Here is a 25,788-nt window from a genome sequence, read left to right on the forward strand (position 1 = left end):
CGGCCGCCTCGAATGCGCGCACGGTGCGGCGGCAGCAGGCGCAGCCTTCCAGATGCGCGGCGACCACGAGGCGCGGTCCGGGCGCCAGCGTGCCGGCGGCGAAGCGGAGCAGCGTCTCGTCGCTGGGGTGGGCGCGCGGGCTCATTTCAGGTCTTCCAGCAGCACCCGCAGCCGGGCAAGCGCGAGCCGTACCCGAGACTTGGCGGTGCCGAGGGGGATGCCCAATTCCTGAGCGATGGCGGAATGCGGCTTCTCCTGGAAGAAGGACAGCCGCACGATCGCCGCCTGTTCCTCCGACAGGGCGGACAGCGCGGCGCGCACGCGCGCCTCGCGCTCGGCGGTCATGAGCATGGTCTCGCCGGACGTCTCGTCCACCGGCTCCCCGTCCGCATCCACGTCGAGCGTGGAGCGGTGCCGCTCCCGGCGCAGGAGGTCGATGCGCAGGTTCCGGGCGATAGTGAAGATCCAGGTGGCGGCGCGGCGCGCGCGGGATCGAAATAGGACGCCTTGCGCCACACCGCGAGCATGGTCTCCTGGGCCAGCTCTTCCGCAGCGTTGGCGGGCAGGCCGGTCCGGGACAGATAGGACTTCAGCCGCGGCGCGAAGTGCCGGAACAAGGCGGCGAAGGCTTGGCGGTCCGCATCGCGCGCGATGGCGAGGATGAGGCCGTCGAGATCGGCGCCGCCGCCCGCTGGAGACGGGACGGTCATGACGCGGGCGCGAACCCGGTCGGACGGCGGCGTTTCCATGACAGGCGGGGCAGCAGCATGCATGACCTCGATACGAGACGCCGGACCGATCGGATGACCGCACGCGCGCCGGCGTGGGGACGGCGCGCACGGCCAAGCTCCATCGCGGCGTTGGCGCTGCCAAATAACGATTTCATGATTTGGACTTGGCGCGCAGGCAATCCCCATTCCGGTACGGCATCTCGTCGCCTGCCGCCAGCGGGAGATGCGCCTGCCGCAAGGCGCCGCCTCAGGTTCCAGCCCGGGGGCGACATGAGCGCGCATTTGATCTTGCCGTTCCAAATCCGTTAGAACCCGCCCGAAGGCCGCCGGGGTGGTCCGCACGCGCAAGCCGAAGGCGGAGCCTGCGGCCGGGGGTGCGCCGGGCGGCGAGGATTTCAGCGGAGGCGCCATGAAGACGGACATCGCGGGCGAGCGCGCCGTGGCCCCGGGAGAGCTGGAGGCCCATCCCCAGCTCGCCGGCCGGCTCATTCCCGGCGGGCACGCACTGGCGCTCCGGGTCTATTACGAGGATACCGACTTCTCGGGCATCGTCTACCACGCCAATTATCTGAAATTCATGGAGCGCGGCCGCTCGGACTACATGCGCCTCCTGGGCGTGGTGCAGGGCGAGCTGTTCGCCCAGGCCGCCGCCGAGGCGCCGGGCTTCCATTTCGTCGTGCGGGCGATGCAGATCGATTTCCTCAAGCCCGCGCGCATCGACGACGTGCTGGAGGTGGTCACGCTCTCGAAGGAGGTCGCCGGCGCCTCCATCACCTTGCTGCAGCAGGTCAAGCGCGCCGGCGAGGTGCTGGTGTCCGCCAATGTCCGCGTCGCCTTCGTGTCCGAGGGGCGCGCCAAGCGCATCCCGGACGCGCTGCGCCAGGCGACGCTCAATGACGCTCGGGAAGCCGCGGTGCTCGGCGGGGCGGCGCTGTGAGGGCGCCGCGCGCCACGATCCTAACCGCCCGTTAAGGCTATTTGTGGCTAGTGTCGTCGTCGGCGGCGACGGGCGCGCCGCGCGGTGGGCCAATCGAGCGCCGGTGCCAAAGTTTGGACAGGATCGCCCGATCAAAGACCGCGCAGCACGGTAAACGGGACCGGCATGCGCGGCGCTTTTGCCGCGCCCACGGAGCGAGGGAATGACAGATCGAACGCGCCGTCGTGGCGCAGGCTCCACGTTCTTGCAGACGCGCCTCCCGCGCCGCCTCGCGCTCGCCCTCGCGGCGGTGCTGCTGGCGGCGGTGCCGGCCGCGGCCGCCCCTGCGGTGGCGCAGGACCTCGCCGCGTCGGGCGTTGCGGCCCCCGCCATGGACATGTCCTTCCTCAGCCTGTTCCTCCAGGCCCACATCGTCGTCAAGCTGGTGATGATCGGCCTGATCCTCGCCTCGATCTGGGTGTGGGCGATCATCATCGACAAGACGCTTCTGTTCGGCCGCAACCGGCGCGAGATGGACCGTTTCGAGCAGGTGTTCTGGTCGGGCCAGAGCCTCGAGGATCTCTACCGCTCCCTCGCCGGCCGCTCGAACCACGGCATGGCTGCCATCTTCGTGGCCGCCATGCGGGAGTGGAAGCGCACCTATGAGGGCGGCGCGCGCTCCTTCGCCGGGCTCAACCAGCGGCTCGACAAGGTGATGAACGTCACCATCGCCCGCGAGATGGACCGGCTGGAATCCAAGCTGCTGGTGCTCGCCACCGTGGGCTCGGCCGGGCCCTTCATCGGCCTGTTCGGCACGGTCTGGGGCATCATGTCGAGCTTCCAGTCCATTGCCGCGTCGAAGAACACCTCGCTCGCGGTCGTGGCGCCGGGCATCGCGGAAGCCCTGTTCGCGACCGCGATGGGCCTCATTGCCGCCATTCCCGCGACCATATTCTACAACAAGTTCGTGTCGCAGGCGGGCCGGCAGGCCCAGCGCCTGGAAGGCTTCGCCGACGAGTTCTCCGCGATCTTGTCGCGGCAGATCGACGAGCAGGAGTAAGACCATGGGAATGTCCGCGGGAGGGGGCGCCGCCGGCTGGCAGAGCCGTCGCGCGCGGCGCCGCGCCCGGCCGGTAATGGCGGAGATCAACGTGACGCCCATGGTGGACGTCATGCTGGTGCTGCTCATCATCTTTATGGTGGCGGCGCCGATGCTCACGGTCGGCGTGCCCATCGACCTGCCGCAGACCCAGGCGACCGCGGTCAACCAGGACAACAAGGAGCCGATCACGCTCTCGGTCAACGACAAGGGCCAGATCTTCATCGGCGACAGCGAGATCAAGCGCGAGGAGCTGGTCCCGAAGTTGCAGGCCATCACCCAGGCGCGCGGCGGCATGGACGAGCGCATCTTCGTGCGCGGGGACAAGAAGGTGGACTACGGCACCGTGATGGGCGTGATGGGGCGCCTGTCCGCGGCCGGCTTCAAGCGGGTGGCCCTCGTCACCGAAGTGGAACAGGGAGGCTGAGGCGCAAGATGCGTGTCGGGCTTGCCGCATCGACGGTGCTGCATTCGAGCGTTCTGGTGTTCATGCTGGTGTCCTTCACCGGCGCGAAGCCGTTCGACACGCCGCCCGAATCCATGCCCGTGGACATCGTCTCCGCTTCCGAATTCACCAAGATGACCAAGGGCGAGAAGAGCGGCAAGAAGGACGAGGCGCCGAAGACCGTCGCCGAGAAGGTCGACACGCCGAGCCCGGTCGAGGATTCCAAGCCGAAGGTCTCCGAGAAGGCGCCGGTGGACGCCACCACCCCGCCGCCGGCCGCCGCCGCCTCCGAACAGGGCCAGTTCGTACGTCCTGATCCACCGCGAAGTTGTCACTCGGCCGCATCCGGCGCGCGGTTGGTGCCGGCCACCGTCACCACCACGTCGTGCGAGACCGTGCCGCCGTTCCCGTCGTCGATCAGGAGGGTGAAGGTCTCCGCCTTGGTCTCCCCCTCCTGGAGATCGAGGAAGGCGTCGCGGTCGGCCTGGTAGACATACTCCACCCGGTCCGGCCCGTCCGCCACCGGCACCACGGTGGCGACCAGCGTGCCGATGGTGCCGTCCGCCGGCGTAACGGTCACCGTGTGAATGTCGGCGGCGTCGTCATCCTCGAAGATGACGACGCCGGACAGGCTGAGCGGCAAGCCATAGCCCGCACTGGCCGAGACGATGGTCAGCTCGCCCGTGGCGAGGTCCTTCACGAAGACGTCGTAGCCCCCATTGGCGTCACCTTCGGCCAGGTTGATGGCATTGGACTTGAATAACACCTTGGTGCCGTCTGAAGAAAACTGGAAGCCCTCGCTACTATAGTCACCCGCTGTGCCGGAGCTGGAGGAATTCACCAGCGTCACCGTGCCCGTACCGAGATCCTTAACGAAGACGTCATAGGTACCGTTGGCATCGTCTTCGACCAGATTGTTCGCTGCGGAGAGGAACAGCACCTTGGTGCCGTCGGGTGAGAACTGGTAGCCGAAACTCCACCCGTCGCCGGGCGCGCCGGAACTGGAGGAATTCACAAGCGTCACGGCCCCGGTCTCAAGGTCCTTCACGAAGACGTCGGTGGTCTCGTTCTGGTCACCTTCCACCAGGTTGCTGGCATTTGACTGGAACAAAACCTTGGTACCATCCGGCGAGAACTGAGGCTCAATACTGTAGCCATTGCCTAGGATCCCTGTGCTGGATGAACTCACCAGCGTCACCGCGCCGGTCTCCAGGTCTTTTATGAAGATGTCATTGGTCCCGTTGGTGTCGCCTTCCACCAGGTTGCTGGCATTTGACTGGAACAAAACCTTGGTACCATCCGGCGAAAATTGATGGCTATAACTCGTGCCATTGCCCGGCACCCCGGAAGCGGAGGAATTTACAAGCGTCACGGCTCCGGTCGCAAGGTCCTTCACGAAGACGTCGCCGGCCTCATTGATGTCGCCTTCCACCAGGTTGCTGGCCTGGGATGTGAACAGCACCTTCGTGCCATCCGGAGAAAAGACGTAGCCCTCGCTGCGATTATTGCCCGGTGTGCCGGAGCTGGACGAATTCACCAGCGTCACTGTTCCCGTCTCAAGGTCCTTCACGACGGCGTCCCGGACCTCGTTGTTGTCGCCGTCCACCAGATTGCTCGCCAAGGACGTGAACAGCACCTTGGTGCCGTCCGGCGAGAATTCGGAGCCGTAGCTTCCTCCATTGCCCGGGCTGGTGGCGATGCTGGAGGAATTCACAAGTGTGACCGCTCCGGTCTCCAGGTCCTTTACAAAGACGTCATAAGTCCCATTGGTATCGCCCTCCACCAGATTGCTGGCATAGGACAGGAATAGCACCTTGGTGCCGTCCGGCGAAAACTGAAATCCGTAGCTCGGGCCATTGCCCGGTGCGCCAGCGCTGGATGAATTCACCAGCGCCACGACGCCGCTCTCAAGGTCTTTTACGAAGACGTCAACGGCCTCGTTGCCGTCACCTTCCACCAGATTGCTCGCCAAGGACGTGAACAGCACCTTGGTGCCGTCCGGCGAAAACTGATGCACCTCGCTCCAGCCGTTACCGGGGGTGCCAGCGCTGGAGGAATTCACCAGCGTCACCGCGCCGGTCTGAAGATCCTTCACAAAAACGTCGTAGGCGCCGTTTGTGTCGCCTTCTACCAGGTTGCTGGCATAAGACCGAAACAGCACCTTGGTGCCGTCCGGCGAGAACAGAGCGTCTGGGCTGTATGCATTGCCGACCCTCCCCGCCTCAGCCTCGATCACCGTCTGCGCGGAGGCATCAAGGATGCGTGGCGCGCTGTTCTCCGCCACGTCCGTCACCGTGATCGCCACCGCCTTGGTGGTGGTGGTGCCGTCGTTCGCTTCGACCACGATGTCGTAGACATTGTCGCCGCCCGCATCCGCCGGCGCCTCGAAGTCGGGCGCCGCCTTGAATATCACCTTCCCGTCCGCATCGACCGTGAACAGGTCCGCATCCGCGCCCGAGAGCGTGTAGGTGAGGGTGTCGCCCTCCTCGTCGCTGGCCGCGATCTGGTAGACGGTGCCGGTGGTGTTCTCCGCGAACGTCGCCGTGGCGCCGGAGGTGATGACGGGCGCATCGTTCACCGGCGTGACGGTGACGTTGACCGTCGCCGTGTCGGTGCCGCCCTTGCCGTCCGAGACGGTGTAGGTGAAGGAGGCCGGGCCGTTGAAGTCCGCATCGGGCGTGAAGGTGAAGGTGCCGCCGGAATAGACCAGCGTGCCGCCGCTGGCGCCGCCGAAGCCGGTGACGCTCAGCGTGTCGCCGTCGAGGTCGCCGTCATTGGCCAGGAGGTCCGCCGCGGAGACGACGAGCGGGGTGTCCTCCGCCGTGGTGCGCGCGTCGTCCGCCGCAGCCGGCGCGCGGTTCGGCTGCGCCACCGTGAGGCCGACAGAGGCGCGGGTCACGTCGCCCTCCTTGTCGGTCAGCGTGAAGGTGAGCGTGCGCTCGCCTTCGGGCGGGGCGGCATCGGAGGTCGCGTGCGCCACCTGCTCCATGAGCTGCGTCATCTGCGCGTCGGAGATCTTGGCGGCGGCCTTGAACTTGATGGTGAGGTCGGCGCCGTCCTGGCCGCTCGCGGTGACGTTGGCGACGTGGGCCGTGCCCAGAAAGACCTTGGTGCCCTGGATGCGGAACGGCCCGCTTGCCAGCGTCAGGTCGTCGCCCGCCGTCGCGCCGTCGAGATGCACGTTGAGCGATCCGCCGGAAAAGCCGGTGCCGTCCGGATTGCGCGCCGTCACGTCGCCGTCCACCACCCGCGCCGTCAGCGCCCCCTGCGGCGTGCGGACCACATGGGCCTCGAGGTCCGACACCTGCGGCGCGTCGCGGTCGGCGGCGATCTTCAGGGTCATGCGGGCCGCGCCCGCGGTCTTCTCCGCATCCACCGCCTGGAAGGTGACGGCGCGCGCGGCGGCCCCCGGGGCGTCGGCGGCGGAGGAATAGCTCACGGAGCGCGCGAGCGCGGTCGCCGCCTGGTTGCTCACCGGCCCGCTGTCGAAGGCGACGGTGAGGGCGCTGCCGCCGACGCCGTCCGAGGTCACGGTGCCGATGCGCGCGCCCTGGTAATAGACCGCGTCGCCCGAAACGGTGATGCCGCCGGCCTCCTTGATGGAGAAGCTGTCGGCGGCCGTCGCGCCGGCGATGGAGACGGTGAGCCGGCCGCCGCCGAAGCCGGTGCCGTCGGGATTGGTGAGGGTGACGTTGGCATCGAGCTGCACCGGGCCGGAATTGACCGCGCCCTCGCGCACGGTCTTCGCGGCATCGAGCGCACCGAAGGCCGGCGTTTTCGCGCGGGCGCCGAAGCCGCCGAGGCCGGCGAAGCGGAAGGGAATAAGCGCCATGACGAGCTCCAGGGTCCAAGCAGCCATCGACCGATCCCTCAAGGGGAATGTCATTGGGCCGGAAGCTCGCATGGCCGAGGACGGTGCCGCATCACCCAATTGGGTTGGGCTTTTGACAGGCGCGGCGGGCGCGATCGCGCGGCGTCAGCCCCACGTCTCGGTCCCCGGTTCGGAGCACTGGAACGCCGGCGTGCGTCTTCCGTTGACGGTTGCGGGCGATGATCGGTCGAAGAGTTTAACGCGCGCAGGAGGGGCGTTCGCCCCCGCGATAGCTCCGCGCCCTGCGCCCGACAGGACGCATATGGCTGTCGCCCCCCTCGCGGGCCGCTCCGCGCTTGCGCTTTGACGGCTGAAAATGTAGCAAGGGCGGTCTCGGCAAGGGCATCGGAGCATAGCGCAGCCTGGTAGCGCATCTGCTTTGGGAGCAGAGGGTCGCAGGTTCAAATCCTGCTGCTCCGACCATTGCCTGGGCCGGCGCTGCGATGGGTCAGGTGTCGCCGCTCCTCATTCCGGTCCCGTCTGGACCGAACGGCGCCGGCGCACTTTCTCGTAGACAGTGGCGGTCGGCGGCCGCAGCGCTCTTCCAACGCCGATGCCGGTCACTCCCGCATAGATCATCAGATAGCCGGGAATCTGCAGCGTGAAGTCGACCATCGAGTGGAGCGCCCCGAGCACGCCGACGAGCAAGGCGCCGAGAATATAGGGATCGTGCGGGCGCCGGATCACGCCTCTGACCAGCAAAACGAAGCACAGGCCGAAGAAGGCCGCGACCCCTGCGGTCAAGGGGAGCCCGCCAGTCAGCGCCAGCTCGAGCGGCGTGCTGTGGGCCATGCTCCACACGCCGCTGATTTCGAGATCCTCATTGCGCAAAGTCGGAAACACGCTTGGAAAGGTCCCGAGGCCGGTGCCGAGCAGGGGATTCTGGGTGATGCCCTCGATCACCGAGCGATAAACCTCGGTGCGATTTTCGTCGTCAATTCCGCGCTGGGCCACACGCATCCGAAAGCCCTGACCGACGAACACATAGCCCGCCGCAAAGATCGCGAGGACGACCGGAACAACGACCCGCCAGGAACGGACCCGCCGCCCCAACAGGACAAGGCCGGCGACAGCCGTAAGCGCAACGACGATGGCGAGGCTGGACCGCGACTTCGCCAGCGGGATGAGCAGGCCGAGCAGCAGCGCCGCGGCGGCTAGGCCGATCAGGACACGCCGGTCGGCGCGGGTTGGCGCCAAAGCCTCCCCCGATGGCACGCTCCCCCCCGACGCCGGCAGCGCGGTGCGCAGGCGGTGAAGAAGAAGCACGATGCACATGAGGAATGCAGAGCCGAGATAGGTCGAGGTCGTATTCTTGTTCAGGAAGAAGGTCGTCAACGTGCCCGACGCATCAGTCGGCCGCAGCGCTTCGATGCCGAAGAGCAAGGCGGCAAGACCCAGCAACCCGCAGAGGCAGGCGATCGCGATCAGCACCCGATAGGTTAGTTCGACCCGCCGGCCGTCAGCGGAGATCACCACGCCGGCGGCAAACAACAGCAGCGCCAAAAGGGGCACCCCCAGGGCGATCAAGGGGGCATCCCGCACAGCGGTGGAAAGGACCGGCAGATCGACACCCAGCACGCTGCTGGCCATCTGCCATATGGGCTGCGGCGAGAGACCAGGAGCTTGGGATTGGAGCAGGGCGACGGCGACGAAGGCCGCGGCCAACCCGCCGCACCCGGCGATCACCAGCGCCGATGCGCGGTTGATCGACGCGTAGGACAGCATGAGCAGGCAGGCGCTGGCGAAGGCGCCCCAGATCAGCATCCAGACCAGTTCCACCGAGCCGTCGGGAAGCGGACAGAGCGCAAGAGCACCCAGGAAAAGCAGAAACCCAAGCCGATCGGCAATCCCGTGCCGAAGCCCATCGGATCCGGACCTGGAGGCGCGCTGCGAATCCGAGGCGTTCTCAAGCATGCGTTCCCTTCCGATCAGGTCCGGGAATGGAAATCCCCTCAGTTCCAGGGACGCGAGCCTCGGGCCGGCGCAAGGGGAAGTTCAATGTCCTCCCCCGAGCGCCAAACCACCGCCGCGATCTTCGTCTGCTGCTCCTCGGAACCGGTCGCGAAGATCTCCGCCAGGACTTGGCGTTCCGCGTCCTCAGACCGTACGTAATTGAAAGCCAGCACCGTATAGAGTTCGTTGTCCATAAGCACGCGGACCTGTGCGGCGAGCAGGCGCCGCATATCTGGATCGGTGATCGTGGGCAGCGCATCCACAAGCAGCTGCACGCGGCGGGCAACGCTGAAGCCCTCGTAAGGCCCGGTCGTCATCGACATGCGCACGAGTTCCGCCACCCGCGGCGTGAAATCATGCCGCGCGAACTCAGCCCATGCCGAGGCGATCCAGGCCATTGACATATTGGGATCACACGCCAGGGCACGAGAGATCGACCGATCTACGAGGCCGAGCGCGCGCTCGCCGCGGCGGCGTCGCCAAGCCGGATCTGCGCCTCCACCAAGGCCAAGCGAATGATGACTTCGCTTGCCATATCCAGTGGGATGCACAGATCGTCAGGGCTACGCTCACCCAAGATGCCGTCGAATTTCAGCAAATCCGAATCGGAATAGGTCGCTCCCTCAAGCATGGCCTGAGCCACAAGATTGATCGTCAGGCGATCACCATCAACCGTGGTTGAAGCCACGCGCGTGCCCCACATGGCAAATCCGACCACCATTGCGAAAGTGATCGCGCGTGCCGCGAAGCCGCTCAGTCGGGGCTTCAGCCGAGGCTGTCGGCCGAAGCCGTCGTCAGGTGTCTGCGCCATAGCGGGAATGATACTGGTAATAATAGTACTTGCCGCCGTAATTTTCCAAGCTTCGCAGCGCAGCAAGATCCGCCTTGTTCAAAAGGCATCCCAAGACCTTTTCGGACATCTTGGGATTGTTATCGAGAATGCTGCCCACCAGGTCGCGATTGGTCCGGCCCCATTCCAGGACGTAGACAAAGCAATCGACCAGATGCGCGGCGGCCTGAACATCGACCACGGGCGCGACCGGCGGGAGGTCGAGGATCACGTAATCCGCATCGTCTTTTAGCTTCTCGATCGTCGCCGCCATCTCGGCCGATGCGAGGATTTCGTTGGTATGCACAATATGCCCGGCGACGAGCGACGGCACGAACCGCAGACCCGTGATGGGGTCAATGTGACTGACCTCCTCCATGGAGGCCCGGCCGACGATCAGTTCGAGCAAACCGCACTTGACGTTCGGCGTAATGCGTCGCGTGAGCGAAGGATTGCGAAGATCCATGTCGACCAGCGTCGCGCGCGCGCCACTGTGGGCGATCAGCTGCGCGAAGTTGGCGGCGATGGTGGATTTGCCTTCCTTCGGCAACGTCGACGTGATGCCTATAATCTTGGCGCGGCCTAGAATCGATATATCGGCACTCACTTTGACGGCGCGCAGGGTTTCCGTGTAGCGCGAGAAGGGATCTGTCAACACCTGCCGCATAATGCCGGTGGTACTCTCGAAGGCGCTCGTTCGGTCTCCCGAAGCTGCAGCCGGCGCTGCGCTCGCCGTCGGCGATATTGCCAGCTTCGGCAGCACGCCAAGGCAGTCCAGACCCAGATGCTGCTCCACCTCGGCAGGCGAGCGGATGGTGCGGTTCATGGATTCGCGCCAGAAGGCCGCCAGAAGGCCCAGCACCAGCCCAAGCATGGTGCCTCCCGCGACGATCAGCGGGACTTTGGGCTCGGCTGGATTCAGCGGCCGGGACGCTTCCGTGATCAGCCGCGCCTCGGTCATCGGAAAAGAGAGGCGCTGCGTCGTCTGCATGAACCTTTCAAGAAAATTGTCGTACAGTGTACGATAGGATTGCGCGGTGCTTTCCAACTCGCGCAGTTCCACGTGCTTCTTCGCGCTGAGCTTGTTTTGGGTCACGAGTTGGTCGAGACTCTGGCTAAGACTGTCTTCTCGTGCTTTTGCGATCTGGAAGTCGCTCTTGTAGCTCTCGGCAATCCGGCTCAGTTCGGTGAAGATCGCGCGCTGGAGCCCGGAAATCTCAGAGCGGAGATTGACCACCGCCACATGATCCTCGCCATAACGCTTGGTCCATTCGGCCTCCCGCTTGACAGCATCCAGATACTGACCCCGCAGGCGCGTGATGATCGGATTGCTCAGAACGTCGGCGACCGCCTCGTCACTGGCACCGAGCGCGGTGCCCTGCTTGATGATCGTCTGCACCCGCTCATAGCGGGCCTGGGATTCGGCCACCTGAGCGCGCGACTGGACCAACTGCGTGTTCACCTCCGACAGTTGCTGGTCGGATACCAGACCCCGCCCCGTGTCGATGATGTCGTTCTTGGCCTTGAAGTCCTGAACGGCGCGGTCGGCGGCGAGTGCCTGTTCGCGCAACTCCGCGATCCGATCCTGAAGCCAAACGCTGGCGCGGCGCGTGGCCTGATATTTGGATTCCAGCTGGTCGACGATGTAAGACTCAGCTTGTTGATTGATAATATTAGCTGCCTGTTGCCCGCTCGGTGATTTGAAACTGAGCGAGATGGCATAAGACGAACCGACACGCTGCACCTTGAGATTCGTCTTAAATGAATCGATGACGCGGCGTTCGACTTCAAAATCACTGAGCTGAGGCCGCTGAAAAAGAAAGGAACAATGGCCTTCAGAAAGTCCGGCACGCCATCGCTCGCCTCTTGGGCGGCGAGGCGCTCCTTCATGGCCTCCACGAGTTTCAGTTCCTTGATAACGGCCTTGATGATGCGTTCAGACTTCAGGATCTCGACCTGGCTATCGATCATGCCGGCGTCAGCCGTAATTGCGCCCCCTTCCGAGAAATCGATGGTCCGCGCCTGCTGCGTGTCGATCAGAAGCTGGCCTTCGGCAATGAATTGAGGGGTCGCCAAGACAGCATAGACCGCGGACAGGCCGGCGACCGTGGCAGCAATGGCGGCAACAAGCCACTTGCGCCGACGAACGACCGACAACAAATTTGAAATCACCTGTTGGCCGCTGAAATCCGCGTCGGCCGCTACTCTGGAACCCGAATTGACGCGCAACATAGCGGAATTCCCACCTTCCTGACCTCACCGCGCGGCGTGCCATCACCTCGGCCGCTGCGCACGCGCCACCGAGGCTACAGCAGAATACAATGGCACCTACTCACGCGGAGCAAATCAGATCAACATCTGCCGGGCAATCGGGACACACGAACGCCACCGGACCAATCGAGCATGCGGATCAAAATGAACGCCCCCCGGACGCGTTTTTGCTCAAGCAAAGGCGACCGAGGGCGCAAACACTCCGACACGACTGCGCGTCAGCAGAAGAACCGGCAAAAGGCACTGACCGGCCGGCGCAGGACCCTGCTGAGATAGCGATCGTAGGCGTAGGCCTTGTAGGCAAGCACCGTCCGCTTGCCCGGGCCGATCCAGGCGCGGCCCTGAGAGTTCGCTGCGTAATTCGAGCCAACGAACGGCGTAGAGTTTGACTGCAGAAACTGGATACGCTGAAGCAGACTGGCTTCAGCGGCCGGAGCTGCCATCAACGCCGAAGCAAATGCGGCAGCGCAAAAAAGGCGACGAGCGTTGGTGGGCATGAGCCGCTCCTCTATTCGAGTTGATTGGAAGCTACCACAGACCCCGCACCGGCGCAATCCCGGGACCCCCATTTCTCTCGGCAAAATTGAGCATTTTCAAGCGATCCGGGGCGGTCCCTTTGTACCGACCCGATTCCGCCCCCCTGCCCTCGGCTCTTGCTCCGGCCCCGATCAAGCTGGTCGGTAGAGCTGAACCTATTGCGCCGCAGCACGTTTTCAGCGACCAAGTGCCACCCTCGACTTGCCCATTCGCCGGCCGGCACTATCTGCGCCGAGGGTTCAGGCCCGCCCCCGAGGCTCTGTCGACCGCCCCAGCGGCGACACGGGAGGACGCAAAGACGAGGCTCTGAAGCATGGACGACATCACGCGTCACGACCTGCGCACAGAGCGCAAGGTCTATGTCTGGGACGCCCCGACACGGCTGTTCCACTGGAGCCTGGTGGCGCTCGTGGCGTTCTCCTATGCCAGCGCGCGCATGGGCAAGATCGATTGGCACTTCCTGTCGGGCTATGCGGTCCTGACCTTGCTGCTGTTCCGAATCGTCTGGGGCATCATCGGCAGCGACACGGCCCGGTTCGCCCGATTCGTGCGCGGGCCCGGCGCCGCGCTGCGCCATCTCGCGAGCCTGACCCGGAGGCCGGAGGCGCCCAAAACCGGGCACAATCCCGCCGGCGCGCTGATGGTTCTGGCTTTGATCTGCCTGCTGCTATTCCAGGCCGGCACCGGCCTGTTCGCGTCCGACGGGCTCATCGTCGAAGGGCCCCTGGCGCATCTGGTGGACGGCGCCACCAGCGAGGCCCTTACGTCATGGCACAGCTTCTGCTTCGACGTGATCCTCGTGGCGGTTGGCCTCCACGTGGCGGCGGTCCTGGCCTATGCGGCGGTCGCGCGGCAGAACCTCGTCGGCCCCATGATCGTCGGCTGGAAACGCCTGCCGGCATCGGTCGCGGCCCCGCGCATGGCTTCGCCGTTCCTGGCCGCCTGTGTGCTGGCGATCAGCGCCGCCGTCGTCTGGGGTATCGCATCGCTCGGATGAGGCCGGAGCTTAGGCCGGAGCCCCAAGGACCCCGGCCGTCTTTCGTTTACGGCGTCAGCCGAGTCAGCGGGCTTTGAAGGACTGGTGGCACGAACGGCAGCCGTCGGCGACGGCCACGAAGGCGGCCTTGAACCCGTCCGCCGTGCCGGCCTTGGGGGCGTTCTCAGCCACCAGCTGGCCAAACTTGGCAATTGCGGCGTCGAAGCCCGCACGGTCGCTCCAGATCGCCGGCTGGGCCTTGGTATCGCCCTTGTCCGACCCCGGCGGGAACAGCGTGCCGTAGCCCTTCATCTTGTCGACGAACGTCTGGAAAATCAGGGTTGCCTTGGCGGAATCGTAAGGCGACTGGCCCTTGAGCATGGCAGCGCCGATCTCCGCCTGATCTTGCATGGCCTTCATGGCCTGCTTGCGTTCGCCGATCGGCCCGCTTTGGGCGGCAACGGGGCTGGCGGCGGCCAGACTGGCCAGAAACAGAGCGGCAGCGGGGGCAAATCGCATCTCAAACTCCGAATGCAACAGATGGGACAGACCTGTTTACAGAAATTCCAGCCTTCCCCAACGACGCGACGCTCACGCCTTCGCGAGGCCCTGCGCGGCTATTTGCCACCACGCCAGGAGGCCAAGCCCCTGCGCAGCAAACTAATTGCGGCTCCTGAAAGCGGCGGCCACGGTTTGCGGGAGCGCCGGCATATCCAGACGCGGCGCGCAGCCGGCCCGTGCGAGCGCGTCCACCATGGCATTCATCACCGCGGGGCAGGCGCCGATCGTGCCCGCCTCCCCTGCCCCTTTGACCCCGAGGGGATTGGTGGCGCAGGGCACGTTGGCGGTCTCGAACACGATCGGCGGGACGTCGGCGGCGCGGGGCAGCGCGTAGTCCATGAAGCTCGCGGTGAGCAATTGCCCATCGCCGTCGTAGACCGTGTGCTCGGCCAGCGCCTGGCCGATGCCCTGGACGACGCCGCCGTGGATCTGTCCTTCCAGCAGCAGCGGATTGAGCGTCGCGCCGAAATCGTCCACCACGGTGTAGCCGACGATGCGGGTCGTGCCGGTCTCCGGATCGATCTCCACCTCGCAGACATGCGTTCCGTTCGGATAGGTCGCCTCGGACGGCTTGAAGGCATGGGTCGCGGCCAGGGCCTCCGGCGTCGCGTCGGGCAGGGCGGCGATGGCGGAAAGGTCGAGCCCGCGATCAGTGCCGACGATCACCGCCCGGCCGTCGCGGAACGTGATGTCTGCGGCATCGGCTTCCAGCGCGCCGGCGGCGAGGACACGGAGCTTGTCGCCCAGCAGGCGCGCCGCCCCATCCGACGGCGGCGCCGCCGACGGGAATCGAGCGCGAGCCGCCCGTGCCGTTGCCGGTAGGCGTATCGTCCGTGTCGCCCTGCAGCACCCGCACGCGATCGAGCGGCAGCCCAAGCTCGGCGGCCACAAGCTGCGCATAGGCGGTGTGGTGCCCCTGGCCGTTGCTCTGGGTGCCGATCTTCACCGTCACGCCGCCATCCGCATCCAGCGTAAGGTAGGCGGGCTCCGGCGAGCCGCCGCCGCACGCCTCGATATAGGTGGCGAGGCCGATGCCGCGGGCGAGGCCCTCGGCGGCCGCAGCCTGCGCACGCGCGGGGAAGGTCTCCCAGCCGGACAGGGCGAGCGCCCGTGTCAGGTGCCGGTCGAAGTCCCCGCTGTCATAGGTGCGTCCAGTGGCGGTCAGGTAAGGCATCTGCCCGGGCGTGATGAAGTTGCGCCGACGCAGGTCCACCGGCCCGATGCCGGTTTCCCGCGCCGCCTCGTCCACCAGCCGCTCGATCACGTAGGCCGCTTCTGGACGGCCCGCGCCGCGATAGGCGTCGACCGGCGCCGTATGCGTGAGGATCCCGCGGATACGGGCATGGACGGCGGGAATGTCATAGACCCCCGGAAGCATGGTCGCCCCGACCCAGGGGATGAACGGCGCGTAATAGCCGAGATAGGCGCCCATATTGGCTAGCGTATCCACCCGCAGCGCCAGGAAGCGCCCCTCGGCGTCGAGCGCCAGCTCGGCGGTGGTCAGGTTGTCGCGGCCGTGGCTGTCGGCGAGGAAATGCTCGGTGCGGTCGCCGATCCAGGCGACCGGCCGGCCGAGCCGGCGGGCGGCCAGCGCCGCCAAGGATATTCGCTGAACGGGAACGCCTTGGTTCCGAAGCCGCCGCCCACGTCCGGCGTTACGACTCGCAAGTCCTCGCGCGGCCAGCCCAGCACCTTGCACACCGCATCGCGCATGCCGTGGGAGCCTTGGCTGCCCAGGGTGAGACGCACCCGCCCGTCGGCTTCCAGCTCGGCGAGGACGCCGCGCGTCTCCATATAGTTGGTGACGAGGCGATTGTTGACCAGATCGATGCGGACGATCCGGGCCGCCGCCGAGAACGCGGCCTCGACCGCGGCGGCATCGCCCATGGACGCCGTGAAGGCCAGGTTTCCGTCCCGCTCCTCCCAGACGCGCGGAGCGCCCTCCGCCATGGCGGAAGCAAGATCGGCCACCGCCGGCTGGGGGGTCCAGTGGATGTCCATCGCTTCGGCGGCATCGCGCGCGGCATCGAGCGTCTCGGCGACGATGAAAGCGACCGGATCCCCCACGTGACGCACGCGTTGCGCGCAAAGAACCGGGCGGGAGGAGGTCCACATGCGCGGCTCGCCCTCCACCCGGATCGTCCCGGCAACGGGAATCGGTCCGCACCCGGCCACGTCCTCCCCGGTCAGGACGAGCCGCACGCCGGGCATGGCCCGCACCTGGTCGACGTTCGCCAGCGTGAAGCCGGCATTGGCATGAGGCGCCCGCAGCACCAGCGCCGCCCCAAGCGCCCGCTTGGGCGGCGAGATCGGCCACGAATCGCCCGCGGCCGACAATCAGGGGGCCGTCTTCGGTCCGCCTCACACTTTGCCCGACGCCAAACTTCATCTCGAGTCCCCATTTTTACGGTAACTGGCTGCCGCCCTTCTACGGGAAACGGTTGCCGGCGCCGGCCGCCGGCAACACCCCGGCCTCCGCTCCCGAACGCCTGACCGGCCGTGCCGCGGATCCGCTACAGCTATCTGATACCTCCTAGAACCCCGGACGAGGCGCTCAAAGGTGCGTCAAACCCCGGCTTTTGCAGTGCACAACTGCCCAGTGTTCGACCAACGGCGGACCAACCTGTGACCTCCCCACACTAACCCATATTCTTATGACGTATTTTTTCTATTTTTTGCTGTCGCAATTCCAATTATGACTTAGCCTCGTCGGAGCGACTCGCACAGAATTCAAATAAAATTTTATCTGAAGCCAATTTTTGTTTTAGATTAAAGCGAACGATGACGATAGGATTACACTCGGAGGTATCTTTCATATATATCAATACTCGCTTGCATGCGGCAGGTCGACGTGGTAACACTTTCGCTACTGAGATCATGACGATGCCGGGGGAGTGGCGGGGGCCCACCCCCATCTGACGGACCGCCCGGAGGCAGGATGTCATTGTCGGCGCACGAGGGACATGTGAGGGCGCGCGAGCTTGACGCCCGCGAGGCGCAGTCGCGCATCGGCTATGGGTCCACCGCGCTGATGTTCGCGGTCGCGGACGTGTTGACGATCGTCTGTCTGAATTTGCTGGTCTCGCTCCTCTTCTCGCAGGCTTGGTACGAGGAGTTCGACTTGGGCCGGGGCCTGGGCATCAGCATTGCCGCCTGCGTGGCCTTCGTTCTCACGACGCAGGCGCGCGGGCTCTACAAGCCTTGGCAGATCGCCCGCGTCAGCGACGAGGTGAGCGCCGCGGTGGTGAACTGGACCTTCGCCGTCCTGTTCGTCGGCACCGTGATCTTCTGCTTCAAGGTCGGCAACGAAACCTCGCGGCTCGCCACCGGAACCTTCGCGGTGCTCGGCTTCATCGTCCTGCCTTCGCTGCGCTGGTTCTACGCGCTTTGGCTGCGCCGGAGCATCGTTGCCGGAGCCGTCACCGGCCGGTCGGCCATCGTCATCGGCGACGATAAGGAAATCGCAAAGCTGACGACCGACGATCTGATGTTCGGCCTCGGTCTTTCGGAGCGCCGCCGCTTCGTGTTTCCCACCGATTCGTCACACGAGACGGCTGCGGATACGCTGAAGAGCGCGCTCCAGTTTGCCCGGCAGCACAAGGTCGAAGAGATCGTTCTGGCGCTGCCGTGGAACGACCGGACCCGGCTCAATGAAGTGCGCGCGCGCCTGCGGGCACTTCCCATCCCGGTGAAGCTGCTGCCGGATTCCGCGGTCAGCCCGCTGCTCAATTCTCCGCGGGTGGAGTTCGGCACCTCGGTGGCGATCGAGGTCCAGCGCGCGCCCCTCTCCCCTGTCGAGCTGACGCAGAAGCGCGCGCTCGACATCGCGGTATCGGCGCTCGCCCTCACCGTCCTGCTGCCCCTGTTCGCGACCATCGCGCTTCTCATCAAGCTCGATTCGAAGGGGCCGGTGATCTTCCGCCAGCGGCGAAATGGCTTCGGCGGGCGTGAGTTCACCATCTTCAAGTTTCGCTCCATGACGGTCATGGAGGACGGAGCGCAGATCACCCAGGCGCAGAAGAACGACAAGCGCGTCACCCGGATCGGCCGCGTGCTGCGCGCCACCAGCCTCGACGAGCTGCCGCAGGTGGTGAACGTGCTCCTCGGCCACATGTCCATCGTCGGGCCGCGCCCGCACGCCATCGCCCACGACGATGCCTATTCCAAGCTGATCTCGGGCTACGCCTTCCGCCACCACGTGAAGCCCGGCATTACCGGCTGGGCGCAGGTGGCGGGCCTGCGGGGCGAGACCGCCAAGCTGGAGCTGATGGAACGCCGCATCGAGATGGACCTCTGGTACATCAACAACTGGTCCATCTGGCTCGACATCACCATCATCCTGAAGACCTTCATCGAGGTCATGCGCAAGCAGGCCTATTGATCCGGCAGCCCCTCGGGCGGCCCGCGGATCGCGTGCCAGGCCTCGCGTGCTGAACCGGACCCTCCCGCCTCTGCGGACCTAGCGTGCCCAGTCCCGCCGTGCCAGCATATCCGCCACCGCGTCCCGCGCGGCGGCGAGCATCTGCGGATCGCGGGAGCGAACCACCAGATTGGCATTGGGCTCGCCGTTCTCGTCCCGGAACGGGTAGGAGCCGATCGCGACCTGGGGGAAGCGCGCCGCGATCGCCTTGAGCGGCGCGGCGATATCGCCCTCCTTGGCTCCGGCCAGCAGGGTCTCCGAGAGCACGGGCACGCCCTTCTCCAGCTCCGGCAGCACCGCTTCCAGCATCGCCTGCATGATGCGGGGCACTCCGGCCATGACGATCACGTTCTCGATCCGGAAGCCAGGCGCCTTGGACACCTCGTTCACCACCAGCGAGGCGCCTTCCGGGATGCGCGCCATGCGCAGGCGCGCCTCGTTGAGGTCCTTTTCCGGAATGTATTCCAGCAGCAGCGCCCGCGCCCGCGGATCCACGTCGATCGGAACGCCGAACGCCTTGGCCACCGCGTCGGCGGTGATGTCGTCGTGGGTGGGGCCGATGCCGCCGGTGGTGAACACATAGGTGAAGCGGGCCCGCAGCGCGTTGATGGCGGCGACGATGTCGTCCTCTACGTCCGCCACCACCCGGACCTCGCGCAGATCGATTCCCACTTCGGTGAGGCGCTCCGCGATGTGGCCGATATTCTTGTCCTTGGTGCGCCCGGACAGCACCTCGTCGCCGATCACGATCAGCGCCGCCGTGACCGATTGCGCGCCGTCTGCCTCTCCCATGACGTGCCTCCTGCCCTCTCGCCCGGCAGGCGCCGCATGCCTGCCTAATTTCGCGCCACGCCGACAACTTGAACTTCGCGGCGCAACCGCTTCCCCGTTTAGCACTTCTTTGGCACGATGTTTGTAGAGATGGTTTGTGATCCTGTCCCCCGGAGTGTCAGCCCCCATGCGGCAAGCGTTCGACGAGATGTCCAGCACCGACGGCGCGATCCGGCCGGCCTACGAGACGCTCAAGCAGTGGCTGGCCTCGGTGCCGCAGGACGTGCTGGACCACCGCCGCAAGGAGGCGGAGTTCATCTTCCGCCGCATCGGCATCACTTTCGCGGTCTATGGCGAGCAGAACGCCCAGGAACGCCTGATCCCCTTCGACATCGTCCCACGCATCCTCACCAAGGAGGAATGGGCGCGCCTGTCGAAGGGCCTGGAGCAGCGGGTCAAGGCGCTCAACCTTTATATCCGCGACGTCTATTCCAAGCGGGACATCCTGAAGGCCGGCGTGGTGCCGGAGGAACTGGTGTACCAGAACCCGGCCTTCCGCCCGGAGATGAACGGCCAGCGGGTGCCGCACGACCTCTACGTGCACATCGCCGGCATCGACATCGTGCGCACCGGGCCGGACAATTTCTACGTGCTCGAGGACAATGCGCGCACCCCCTCGGGCGTCTCCTACATGCTGGAGAACCGGGAGATCATGCTGCGGCTGTTCCCCGAGCTGTTCTCCATGCACAAGGTGGCGCCGGTGGAGAACTATGCCGACGACCTGCTGGCCACCCTGCGCTCGCTCTCGCCCCATGGCGGGAGCGAACCGAACGTCGCCATCCTCACCCCGGGCATCTACAACTCGGCCTATTACGAACACTCCTTCCTCGCCGACAAGCTGGGCGTGGACCTTGTGGAGGGGCGCGACCTGTTCGTGAAGGACGAAACGGTCTACATGCGCACCACCGAGGGGCCGAAACGGGTGGACGTGATCTACCGCCGGCTGGATGACGACTTCCTCGATCCCCTCGCCTTCCGGCGCGACAGCGTGCTCGGCGTGCCGGGCCTCATGAGCGCCTATCAGGCCGGCAACGTCACCCTCACCAATGCCGTGGGAACCGGCGTCGCCGACGACAAGGCGGTCTATTCCTACATGCCGGACATCATCCGCTTCTACCTCTCGGAGGAGCCGCTGCTGCCGAACGTGCCCACCTGGCGCTGCCGCGAGCCGGACCACCTGAAGTATGTCCTCGACCACCTGCCCGAGCTGGTGGTGAAGGAGGTCCACGGTTCCGGTGGCTACGGCATGCTGGTGGGCCCCGCCGCCGACAAGGCGCAGATCGAGAAGTTCCGCGACAAGCTGAAGGCGGACCCGGCGAACTTCATCGCCCAGCCGACGCTCGCGCTCTCCACCTGCCCCACCTTGGTGGAGAAGGGCATCGCGCCGCGCCATGTGGACCTGCGGCCCTTCATCCTCTCCGGCTCCGACAGGGTGCGCATCGTGCCGGGCGGCCTCACCCGCGTCGCCATGAAGGAAGGCTCGCTCGTGGTCAATTCCAGCCAGGGAGGCGGAACGAAGGACACCTGGGTCCTGGACGCCTGACGCCGCGCCGCACCGCCCTCGCCTCTCCTCCTTATCCGATAGGCCAGCAATGCTCTCCCGCACCGCCGACAACCTCTACTGGCTCACGCGATATGTGGAGCGCGCCGACTGTCTGGCGCGCATCCTCGACGTGTCGCAGCGCCTCGCCTACACGCCTGTGACCTATGGCGGGTCGACCAATGAGTGGGGTTCGGCGGTGCTGACTGCCGGCTGCGCCGAGCAGTTTGTCGACCGCTACGGGCCGCTGGAGGATGCCACCGAGGAGCACGTGGTCTCCTTCCTCGCCTTCGAGCCGGAAAACCCGTCCTCCATCCGCAACTGCTTCGAGGTGGCGCGCACCAACGCCCGCTCGGTGCGCACGGCGCTCACTTCCGAGATGTGGGACGTCATCAACTCGGCCTGGATCGAGCTGCGCAACTTCCCCAACCGCGCGCTCACCCGCGATGAGCTCTCGCGCTTCCTGGCGTTCGTGAAAGAGACCTCGCTGCGCTTCGACGGCGCCACCTTCCGCACCATGCTGCGCAATGACGGCTACTGGTTCGCCCGCTCCGGCGCCCAATTGGAGCGCGCCGACAACACCGCCCGCATCCTGGACGTGAAGTATCACGTGCTGCTGCCGGAGAAGGAGCATATCGGCGGCCCGCTCGACTATTTCCAGTGGGCCTCGATCCTGCGCTCGGTGTCGGCGCTCACCGCCTTCCACTGGGTCTATCGCGACAGCGTGAAGCCGTGGCTGGTGGCGGACCTGCTGATCCTCAACCGGCAGATGCCGCGCTCGCTCGCCGCCTGCTATGACAGCCTGGCGCGCAACCTCGACGACATCGCTTCCGCTTATGGCCGGCAGGGACCCTCCCAGCGGCTGGCGCGTTCCATGCTGGCGCGGCTCTCCAACCGCTCCATCGAGGACATCTTCCAGTCGGGGCTGCACGAGTTCATCTCGGAGTTCATCTCCGACAACAACAAGCTCGGGGCGGAAATCACCGAGCAGTATCTGACCTGAGGCGAGGGCCACCCGAGACTACAGCCGGCGAGGACTGCCATGCGCGTGCGCATCCGCCACGAGATCACCCAGACATTCGAGCCCGCCGCCCGCAACGCCTCCGCCATCGTCCGGCTCACGCCGCGCGGGCACGAGGGTCAATATGTGCAGCGCTGGACGCTCGACCTCGACAGCGATACCCGCTTCCATCCCCAGGAGGACGCGTTCGGCAATCTCTGCCACGCCTTCACCATCGACGGGCCGGTCACGTCTTTCACCATCGCCGCCGAGGGCGAGGTGGAGACCCAGGACACCACCGGCATCATCCGCGGCACGGTGGAGCGCTTCCCGCCCTCGCTCTATCTGCGCCAGACCGACCTGACCCACCCGTCCGAGCGCGTCGTCGAATTCGCGGCCGAGGTGCGCGCGCAGCCCGAGGACCCGCTCGCCTTCCTCCATGCCCTGATGGAGCGCGTCCACGGCGCGGTGAAGGACGAGGACGGCCCCGCCATGGGCGATCCGCTCACCGCCGAGGCGGCACTTGAGAAGGCCGCCGCCTGCTCGGGCGGCATCGCCCATCTCTTCACCGCCGCGGCGCGCATCTGTGGCGTGCCGGCGCGCCACATCTCCGGCTATCTGGCGGTGGACGGCGAGGCCGCGGCGCGGCACTGGGCCGAGGCCCACGTGCCCTCCATCGGCTGGGTCGCCTTCGATTGCGGGCGCAACCTCTGCCCGACCGAGGACTATGTGCGCCTGGCGGTTGGCCTCGACGCGGTGGGCGTGGCCCCGCTGCGCAGCGTCGGCGGCGACATCCGCGAGCATGTGATCGCCTTCGACGGCCGCAACCCGCCCAAGGCGCAGGCCCAAGCCCAGGCCTAGGGCCAGAACTGAGCGCGCCGGCACGGCCCCGTGCCGCCCTGCAAGGCCTCGCGGCTCCTTAGCCGGCGGATCGAAACTTCCGCCCTCTGACTTCCCGCAAGGAAACCGATGCCGTCTGCCCCTAGTTTCCCGGAAGGGAACGAAGGGAGCCGCACATCATGTCCATGCACATTCCGGCGGAGGCCGGCGAGGCCTCCCCGCCCGGCGGCCTGATGGTGCCGCGCAGTCTCACCAAGACCAGCGCGCCGCCGCCCATCAAGATCGAGGCGCGCCACGTCAATTTCTCCTATGGCCGGCAGCAGGCGCTGCGCGACGTGAGCGTGTCGATCCGCGCCAATGCCATCACCGCCTTCATCGGCCCGTCCGGCTGCGGCAAGTCCACGCTGCTGCGCATCTTCAACCGCATGTATGCGCTCTATCCCGACCAGCGGGTGGAGGGCGACGTGCTGATGGACGGGCAGGACATCTTCGCCCTCGATCCCGCGGTTCTGCGGGCGCGGGTGGGCATGGTGTTCCAGAAGCCGACGCCCTTCCCCATGTCCATCTACGACAATGTGGCGCTGGGCATTCGCATCAACGAGGTGAAGGAACCCACCAAGGCCGAACTCGACCAGCGGGTCGAACACGCGCTGCGCCAGGCGGCGCTGTGGGAAGAGGTGAAGGACATCCTCCCCCAGAGCGGCCTCGGCCTGTCCGGCGGCCAGCAGCAGCGCCTGTGCATCGCCCGGACCATCGCCGTGAAGCCCGAGGTGATCCTTCTGGACGAGCCCTGCTCGGCGCTCGACCCCATCACCACCGCCCGGATCGAGGAGACCATGGCGGAGCTGAAGCAGCATTACACGCTGGTGATCGTCACCCACAATCTCCAGCAGGCGGCCCGCGTCTCCGACCATACGGGCTTCATGTATCTCGGCGAGATGGTGGAATTCGCCACCACCAACGACCTCTTCACCAAGCCGCAGGAAGGCCGCACCAAGCGCTATCTCACCGGACGGTTCGGCTAGAGCCGCATACCGCTGGACGCGTACGGCGACTTGCACCACCATCGCCGCCGGGGAGCGCGATGATGATTGAAGTCGCGGGGCTGCTGGGCATCGTCGGGGCGACCGTTGGGGACGCGCTGCAGACTGGCGCGGGCACGCTGCTGGGCACCCGCCTGTCCGACGAGATGCTGGCGGTCCGCGCGCGCATGGCGGGGCGCCTTCCGCTGCCCGAAAATCATGATCTGGTGCGCGGCATCAGGGCCGCCCATCTCGCCGCGGTCCGCCGGGTGGCGGACGCCTATGGACGGGTGCTGAAGGACCGGCCGGAGAGGGAGAAGGCCGCGGACGACGGCGCCTTCCACGCTAGCCTCATCGCCTGGCTCGACGAGCGCCAGCAGGTGCTGCGCAAGAGCGCCCTCGACCATGAGCAAGTGAGCGCCGAGGACGTGCGCCACGTGCTGGACGAGATGGTGCATCCGAGCGCGGTGGAAGGATTTGCCGCGGCGGCGGAGAACCGGCGGGCGCGGGCGGAGGACCGGGCGCTCGCGGAGATCGAAGCCGCCTGCGGCGCCGCCCCGCCTGAGGCCTTCGCCGTGCTGTTCCGGGGCGCCGGCCGCGCCGGCTGGTACGACGATTTCGCTCTGTTCGTGAACGAGGAGCTGAAGGTCAATGTGCGCTTTCGCGCCATCTTCCTCGCCGCGGAGCTGGTGGACATCAAGCGGCTGGCCGCCGCCTGCGACGGCAAGATGCGGCGCTGGAGACGATCGGCGCGGCGCGGCTGGGGGCGATCGAGCATTTGCTCGGGGCGGTGCAGCAGAAGGCGTCCGCCATCCTCGCCGGTGTGGAGCAGCTGACCGCGCAACTGGACCTCACCCAGCGGGAGAAGGAGGCGCTGGCTCTCGCCCTCGGCGAGGCGCAGGCGCGGTTCGCGAGCACGCAATCCACCGTGCTCGGCTTCCTTCAGACCATCGTCGGCCGGGACGTGGCGCCCGACCAGATGGTCGCCACCCTGTTCGAGATCGCCCGGCGCTGGGACGACCTCGGCCGCCGCATCGTCGAGCTGGAGGGGGGCTCCCGCAACCTCTCGCCGGAGATCGGGCCGTTGCGCGCCAAGGCCGCCGAAGCGCACGCCGCCGGGGACGTGGAGACGGCGGAACGCCTCCTGGCGCAGATCGACGAAAAGGAGGCGGCCACCCTGGCCCGTCTCCTCGCCCACCATCAGGAGGTGGCCGCCGAGATCGCCCTGCGCCGCGCCGAACTGGCCAAGACCAAGCGCGCCCGCGCCGATGCCACCTTCACCCGTCTCGACTGGCAGGAAACCGCCCGGCTGCTGGTGGAGGCGGTGGAACTGGAGCAGCAGCAGCCGCAGGCGCGGTTCGAAGCGATCATCCAAGCTCAGGATGACTATTATGAGAGGGGCAGGGATGCGGGGATCAACGCCGCATTGGAGGTGGCGATCGTTCTCGCCCGGGAAGCGCACGCCCGCGCCAGGGACCAGGGCCAGCGCGGCGCCGCTCTGAACCATCTCGGCAACGGACTCTCGACCCTGGGCGAACGCGAGAGCGGCACCGCCCGCTTGGAGGAGGCCGTCCGCGCCTACGAGGCCGCGCTGGAGGAATGCACCCGCGCCCGCGCGCCTCTCGATTGGGCGCTGGCCCAGAATAACCTCGGCGTTGCGCTCTCCAACCTCGGCAAACGCGAAAGCGGCACCGCCCGCCTGGAGAAGGCCGTGCGCGCCTATGAGGCCGCGCTGGAGGAGCGCACCCGCGACCGCGTTCCCCTCGATTGGGCAGCGGCCCAAAACAATCTCGGCGCTGCGCTCTTCACCCTCGGCAGCCGCGAGAGCGGCACGACGCGCTTGGAGGCGGCCGGTGCGCGCCTATGAGGCCGCGCTGGAGGAACGCACCCGCGCCCGCGTGCCCCTCCGAATGGGGCAACAACCCCAAAAAACAATCTCGGCCTTG

At 66.4% G+C, this 25,788-nt stretch carries 20 protein-coding genes, 1 tRNA gene and 3 pseudogenes; 12 read left to right on the plus strand and 12 right to left on the minus strand.

All coding sequences use genetic code 11. From position 1 onward, the window contains the following. Window positions 1–141 precede the first annotated feature (141 nt). Both AC2W7M_RS03385 and AC2W7M_RS03390 read right to left on the minus strand, forming a co-directional pair. The gene (locus AC2W7M_RS03385) at window positions 142–516 is read right to left on the minus strand and encodes a sigma-70 family RNA polymerase sigma factor (RefSeq protein ID WP_486130072.1); all 375 of its coding nucleotides are present in this window, start codon (window positions 514–516) and stop codon (window positions 142–144) included. A 23-nt stretch (window positions 517–539) separates the two neighbouring features. Continuing rightward, window positions 540–1,220, minus strand: a pseudogene (locus tag AC2W7M_RS03390) (hypothetical protein); the annotation flags it as partial. On the opposite strand from AC2W7M_RS03390, the gene ybgC reads away from it, so the two are divergent. The 3 genes from ybgC (at window position 1,141) to tolR (ending at window position 3,173) form a co-directional block, all read left to right on the plus strand. Further along, window positions 1,141–1,668, plus strand: coding sequence for a tol-pal system-associated acyl-CoA thioesterase (ybgC, locus tag AC2W7M_RS03395; protein WP_486130074.1), 528 nt, complete (start codon window positions 1,141–1,143; stop codon window positions 1,666–1,668). The pseudogene AC2W7M_RS03390 and the gene ybgC sit on opposite strands and share 80 nt — an antisense overlap. Before the next feature lie 370 nt (window positions 1,669–2,038). Continuing rightward, entirely contained in the window at window positions 2,039–2,707 is a 669-nt protein-coding gene (gene tolQ, locus AC2W7M_RS03400) for a protein TolQ (RefSeq protein WP_486130106.1), read from the plus strand. Window positions 2,708–2,711: 4 nt separating this feature from the next. Beyond that, the gene (tolR, locus tag AC2W7M_RS03405; protein ID WP_486130076.1) at window positions 2,712–3,173 is read left to right on the plus strand and encodes a protein TolR; all 462 of its coding nucleotides are present in this window, start codon (window positions 2,712–2,714) and stop codon (window positions 3,171–3,173) included. Between the two features lie 349 nt (window positions 3,174–3,522). Here tolR and AC2W7M_RS03410 read toward each other — a convergent pair whose 3' ends face one another. Beyond that, window positions 3,523–7,050 carry a tandem-95 repeat protein gene (locus tag AC2W7M_RS03410; RefSeq protein WP_486130078.1) on the minus strand — a complete coding sequence of 1,176 codons (3,528 nt, stop codon included), beginning with the start codon at window positions 7,048–7,050 and terminating at the stop codon, window positions 3,523–3,525. Window positions 7,051–7,408: 358 nt separating this feature from the next. Between AC2W7M_RS03410 and AC2W7M_RS03415 the strand changes: the two genes are divergently transcribed. Further along, window positions 7,409–7,485: transfer RNA gene (locus tag AC2W7M_RS03415), tRNA-Pro, on the plus strand. Window positions 7,486–7,527: 42 nt separating this feature from the next. Here AC2W7M_RS03415 and AC2W7M_RS03420 read toward each other — a convergent pair. From AC2W7M_RS03420 to AC2W7M_RS03445, 6 genes and pseudogenes are all read right to left on the minus strand, one after another. Beyond that, window positions 7,528–8,976, minus strand: a complete 1,449-nt coding sequence (locus AC2W7M_RS03420; RefSeq protein WP_486130080.1) for an O-antigen ligase family protein — start codon at window positions 8,974–8,976, stop codon at window positions 7,528–7,530. 38 nt (window positions 8,977–9,014) lie between these two features. Next, complete coding sequence (locus tag AC2W7M_RS03425) at window positions 9,015–9,413, minus strand: hypothetical protein (protein WP_486130082.1); 399 nt, start codon at window positions 9,411–9,413, stop codon at window positions 9,015–9,017. A 44-nt stretch (window positions 9,414–9,457) separates the two neighbouring features. Beyond that, on the minus strand, window positions 9,458–9,826 hold the full coding sequence (locus AC2W7M_RS03430) for a hypothetical protein (RefSeq protein ID WP_486130084.1): 369 nt from the start codon (window positions 9,824–9,826) through the stop codon (window positions 9,458–9,460). After that, window positions 9,810–11,588: an AAA family ATPase gene (locus AC2W7M_RS03435; RefSeq protein WP_486130085.1), complete on the minus strand. Its 1,779-nt coding sequence runs from the start codon at window positions 11,586–11,588 to the stop codon at window positions 9,810–9,812. The genes AC2W7M_RS03430 and AC2W7M_RS03435 overlap by 17 nt, the downstream gene beginning before the upstream one ends. Before the next feature lie 221 nt (window positions 11,589–11,809). Further along, a pseudogene (locus tag AC2W7M_RS03440) lies at window positions 11,810–12,076 on the minus strand (Wzz/FepE/Etk N-terminal domain-containing protein); the annotation flags it as partial. Between the two features lie 257 nt (window positions 12,077–12,333). After that, window positions 12,334–12,612 (minus strand): hypothetical protein, encoded by a 279-nt coding sequence (locus tag AC2W7M_RS03445; RefSeq protein ID WP_486130087.1) that lies wholly within the window; start codon window positions 12,610–12,612, stop codon window positions 12,334–12,336. Between the two features lie 353 nt (window positions 12,613–12,965). On the opposite strand from AC2W7M_RS03445, the gene AC2W7M_RS03450 reads away from it, so the two are divergent. Next, entirely contained in the window at window positions 12,966–13,649 is a 684-nt protein-coding gene (locus tag AC2W7M_RS03450; RefSeq protein WP_486130089.1) for a cytochrome b/b6 domain-containing protein, read from the plus strand. 63 nt (window positions 13,650–13,712) lie between these two features. Here the strand turns inward: AC2W7M_RS03450 and AC2W7M_RS03455 are convergent, their stop codons facing one another. Beyond that, window positions 13,713–14,147 (minus strand): c-type cytochrome, encoded by a 435-nt coding sequence (locus AC2W7M_RS03455; RefSeq protein ID WP_486130091.1) that lies wholly within the window; start codon window positions 14,145–14,147, stop codon window positions 13,713–13,715. Window positions 14,148–14,288: 141 nt separating this feature from the next. Then, window positions 14,289–16,578: pseudogene (locus tag AC2W7M_RS03460) on the minus strand (xanthine dehydrogenase family protein molybdopterin-binding subunit). Window positions 16,579–17,127: 549 nt separating this feature from the next. Between AC2W7M_RS03460 and AC2W7M_RS03465 the strand changes: the two are divergent. Next, complete coding sequence (locus AC2W7M_RS03465) at window positions 17,128–18,570, plus strand: undecaprenyl-phosphate glucose phosphotransferase (protein WP_486130093.1); 1,443 nt, start codon at window positions 17,128–17,130, stop codon at window positions 18,568–18,570. Window positions 18,571–18,648: 78 nt separating this feature from the next. Here the strand turns inward: AC2W7M_RS03465 and AC2W7M_RS03470 are convergent, their stop codons facing one another. Then, window positions 18,649–19,401, minus strand: a complete 753-nt coding sequence (locus AC2W7M_RS03470; protein ID WP_486130095.1) for a competence/damage-inducible protein A — start codon at window positions 19,399–19,401, stop codon at window positions 18,649–18,651. A 166-nt stretch (window positions 19,402–19,567) separates the two neighbouring features. On the opposite strand from AC2W7M_RS03470, the gene AC2W7M_RS03475 reads away from it, so the two are divergent. From AC2W7M_RS03475 to AC2W7M_RS03500, 6 genes are all read left to right on the plus strand, one after another. After that, on the plus strand, window positions 19,568–20,983 hold the full coding sequence (locus AC2W7M_RS03475) for a circularly permuted type 2 ATP-grasp protein (protein ID WP_486130097.1): 1,416 nt from the start codon (window positions 19,568–19,570) through the stop codon (window positions 20,981–20,983). A 49-nt stretch (window positions 20,984–21,032) separates the two neighbouring features. Then, complete coding sequence (locus AC2W7M_RS03480) at window positions 21,033–21,983, plus strand: alpha-E domain-containing protein (RefSeq protein ID WP_486130099.1); 951 nt, start codon at window positions 21,033–21,035, stop codon at window positions 21,981–21,983. A 39-nt stretch (window positions 21,984–22,022) separates the two neighbouring features. Beyond that, the gene (locus tag AC2W7M_RS03485) at window positions 22,023–22,841 is read left to right on the plus strand and encodes a transglutaminase family protein (protein ID WP_486130101.1); all 819 of its coding nucleotides are present in this window, start codon (window positions 22,023–22,025) and stop codon (window positions 22,839–22,841) included. A gap of 212 nt (window positions 22,842–23,053) precedes the next feature. Continuing rightward, window positions 23,054–23,845 (plus strand): phosphate ABC transporter ATP-binding protein PstB, encoded by a 792-nt coding sequence (gene pstB / locus AC2W7M_RS03490; protein WP_486130108.1) that lies wholly within the window; start codon window positions 23,054–23,056, stop codon window positions 23,843–23,845. 59 nt (window positions 23,846–23,904) lie between these two features. Then, complete coding sequence (locus tag AC2W7M_RS03495; RefSeq protein WP_486130103.1) at window positions 23,905–24,678, plus strand: hypothetical protein; 774 nt, start codon at window positions 23,905–23,907, stop codon at window positions 24,676–24,678. After that, the gene (locus tag AC2W7M_RS03500) at window positions 24,621–25,709 is read left to right on the plus strand and encodes a coiled-coil domain-containing protein (protein ID WP_486130104.1); all 1,089 of its coding nucleotides are present in this window, start codon (window positions 24,621–24,623) and stop codon (window positions 25,707–25,709) included. Before AC2W7M_RS03495 ends, AC2W7M_RS03500 begins: the two co-directional genes overlap by 58 nt. Window positions 25,710–25,788 lie beyond the last annotated feature (79 nt).

The sequence above is a fragment of the Xanthobacter sp. BG11Y11_SDJG genome (assembly GCF_057364445.1).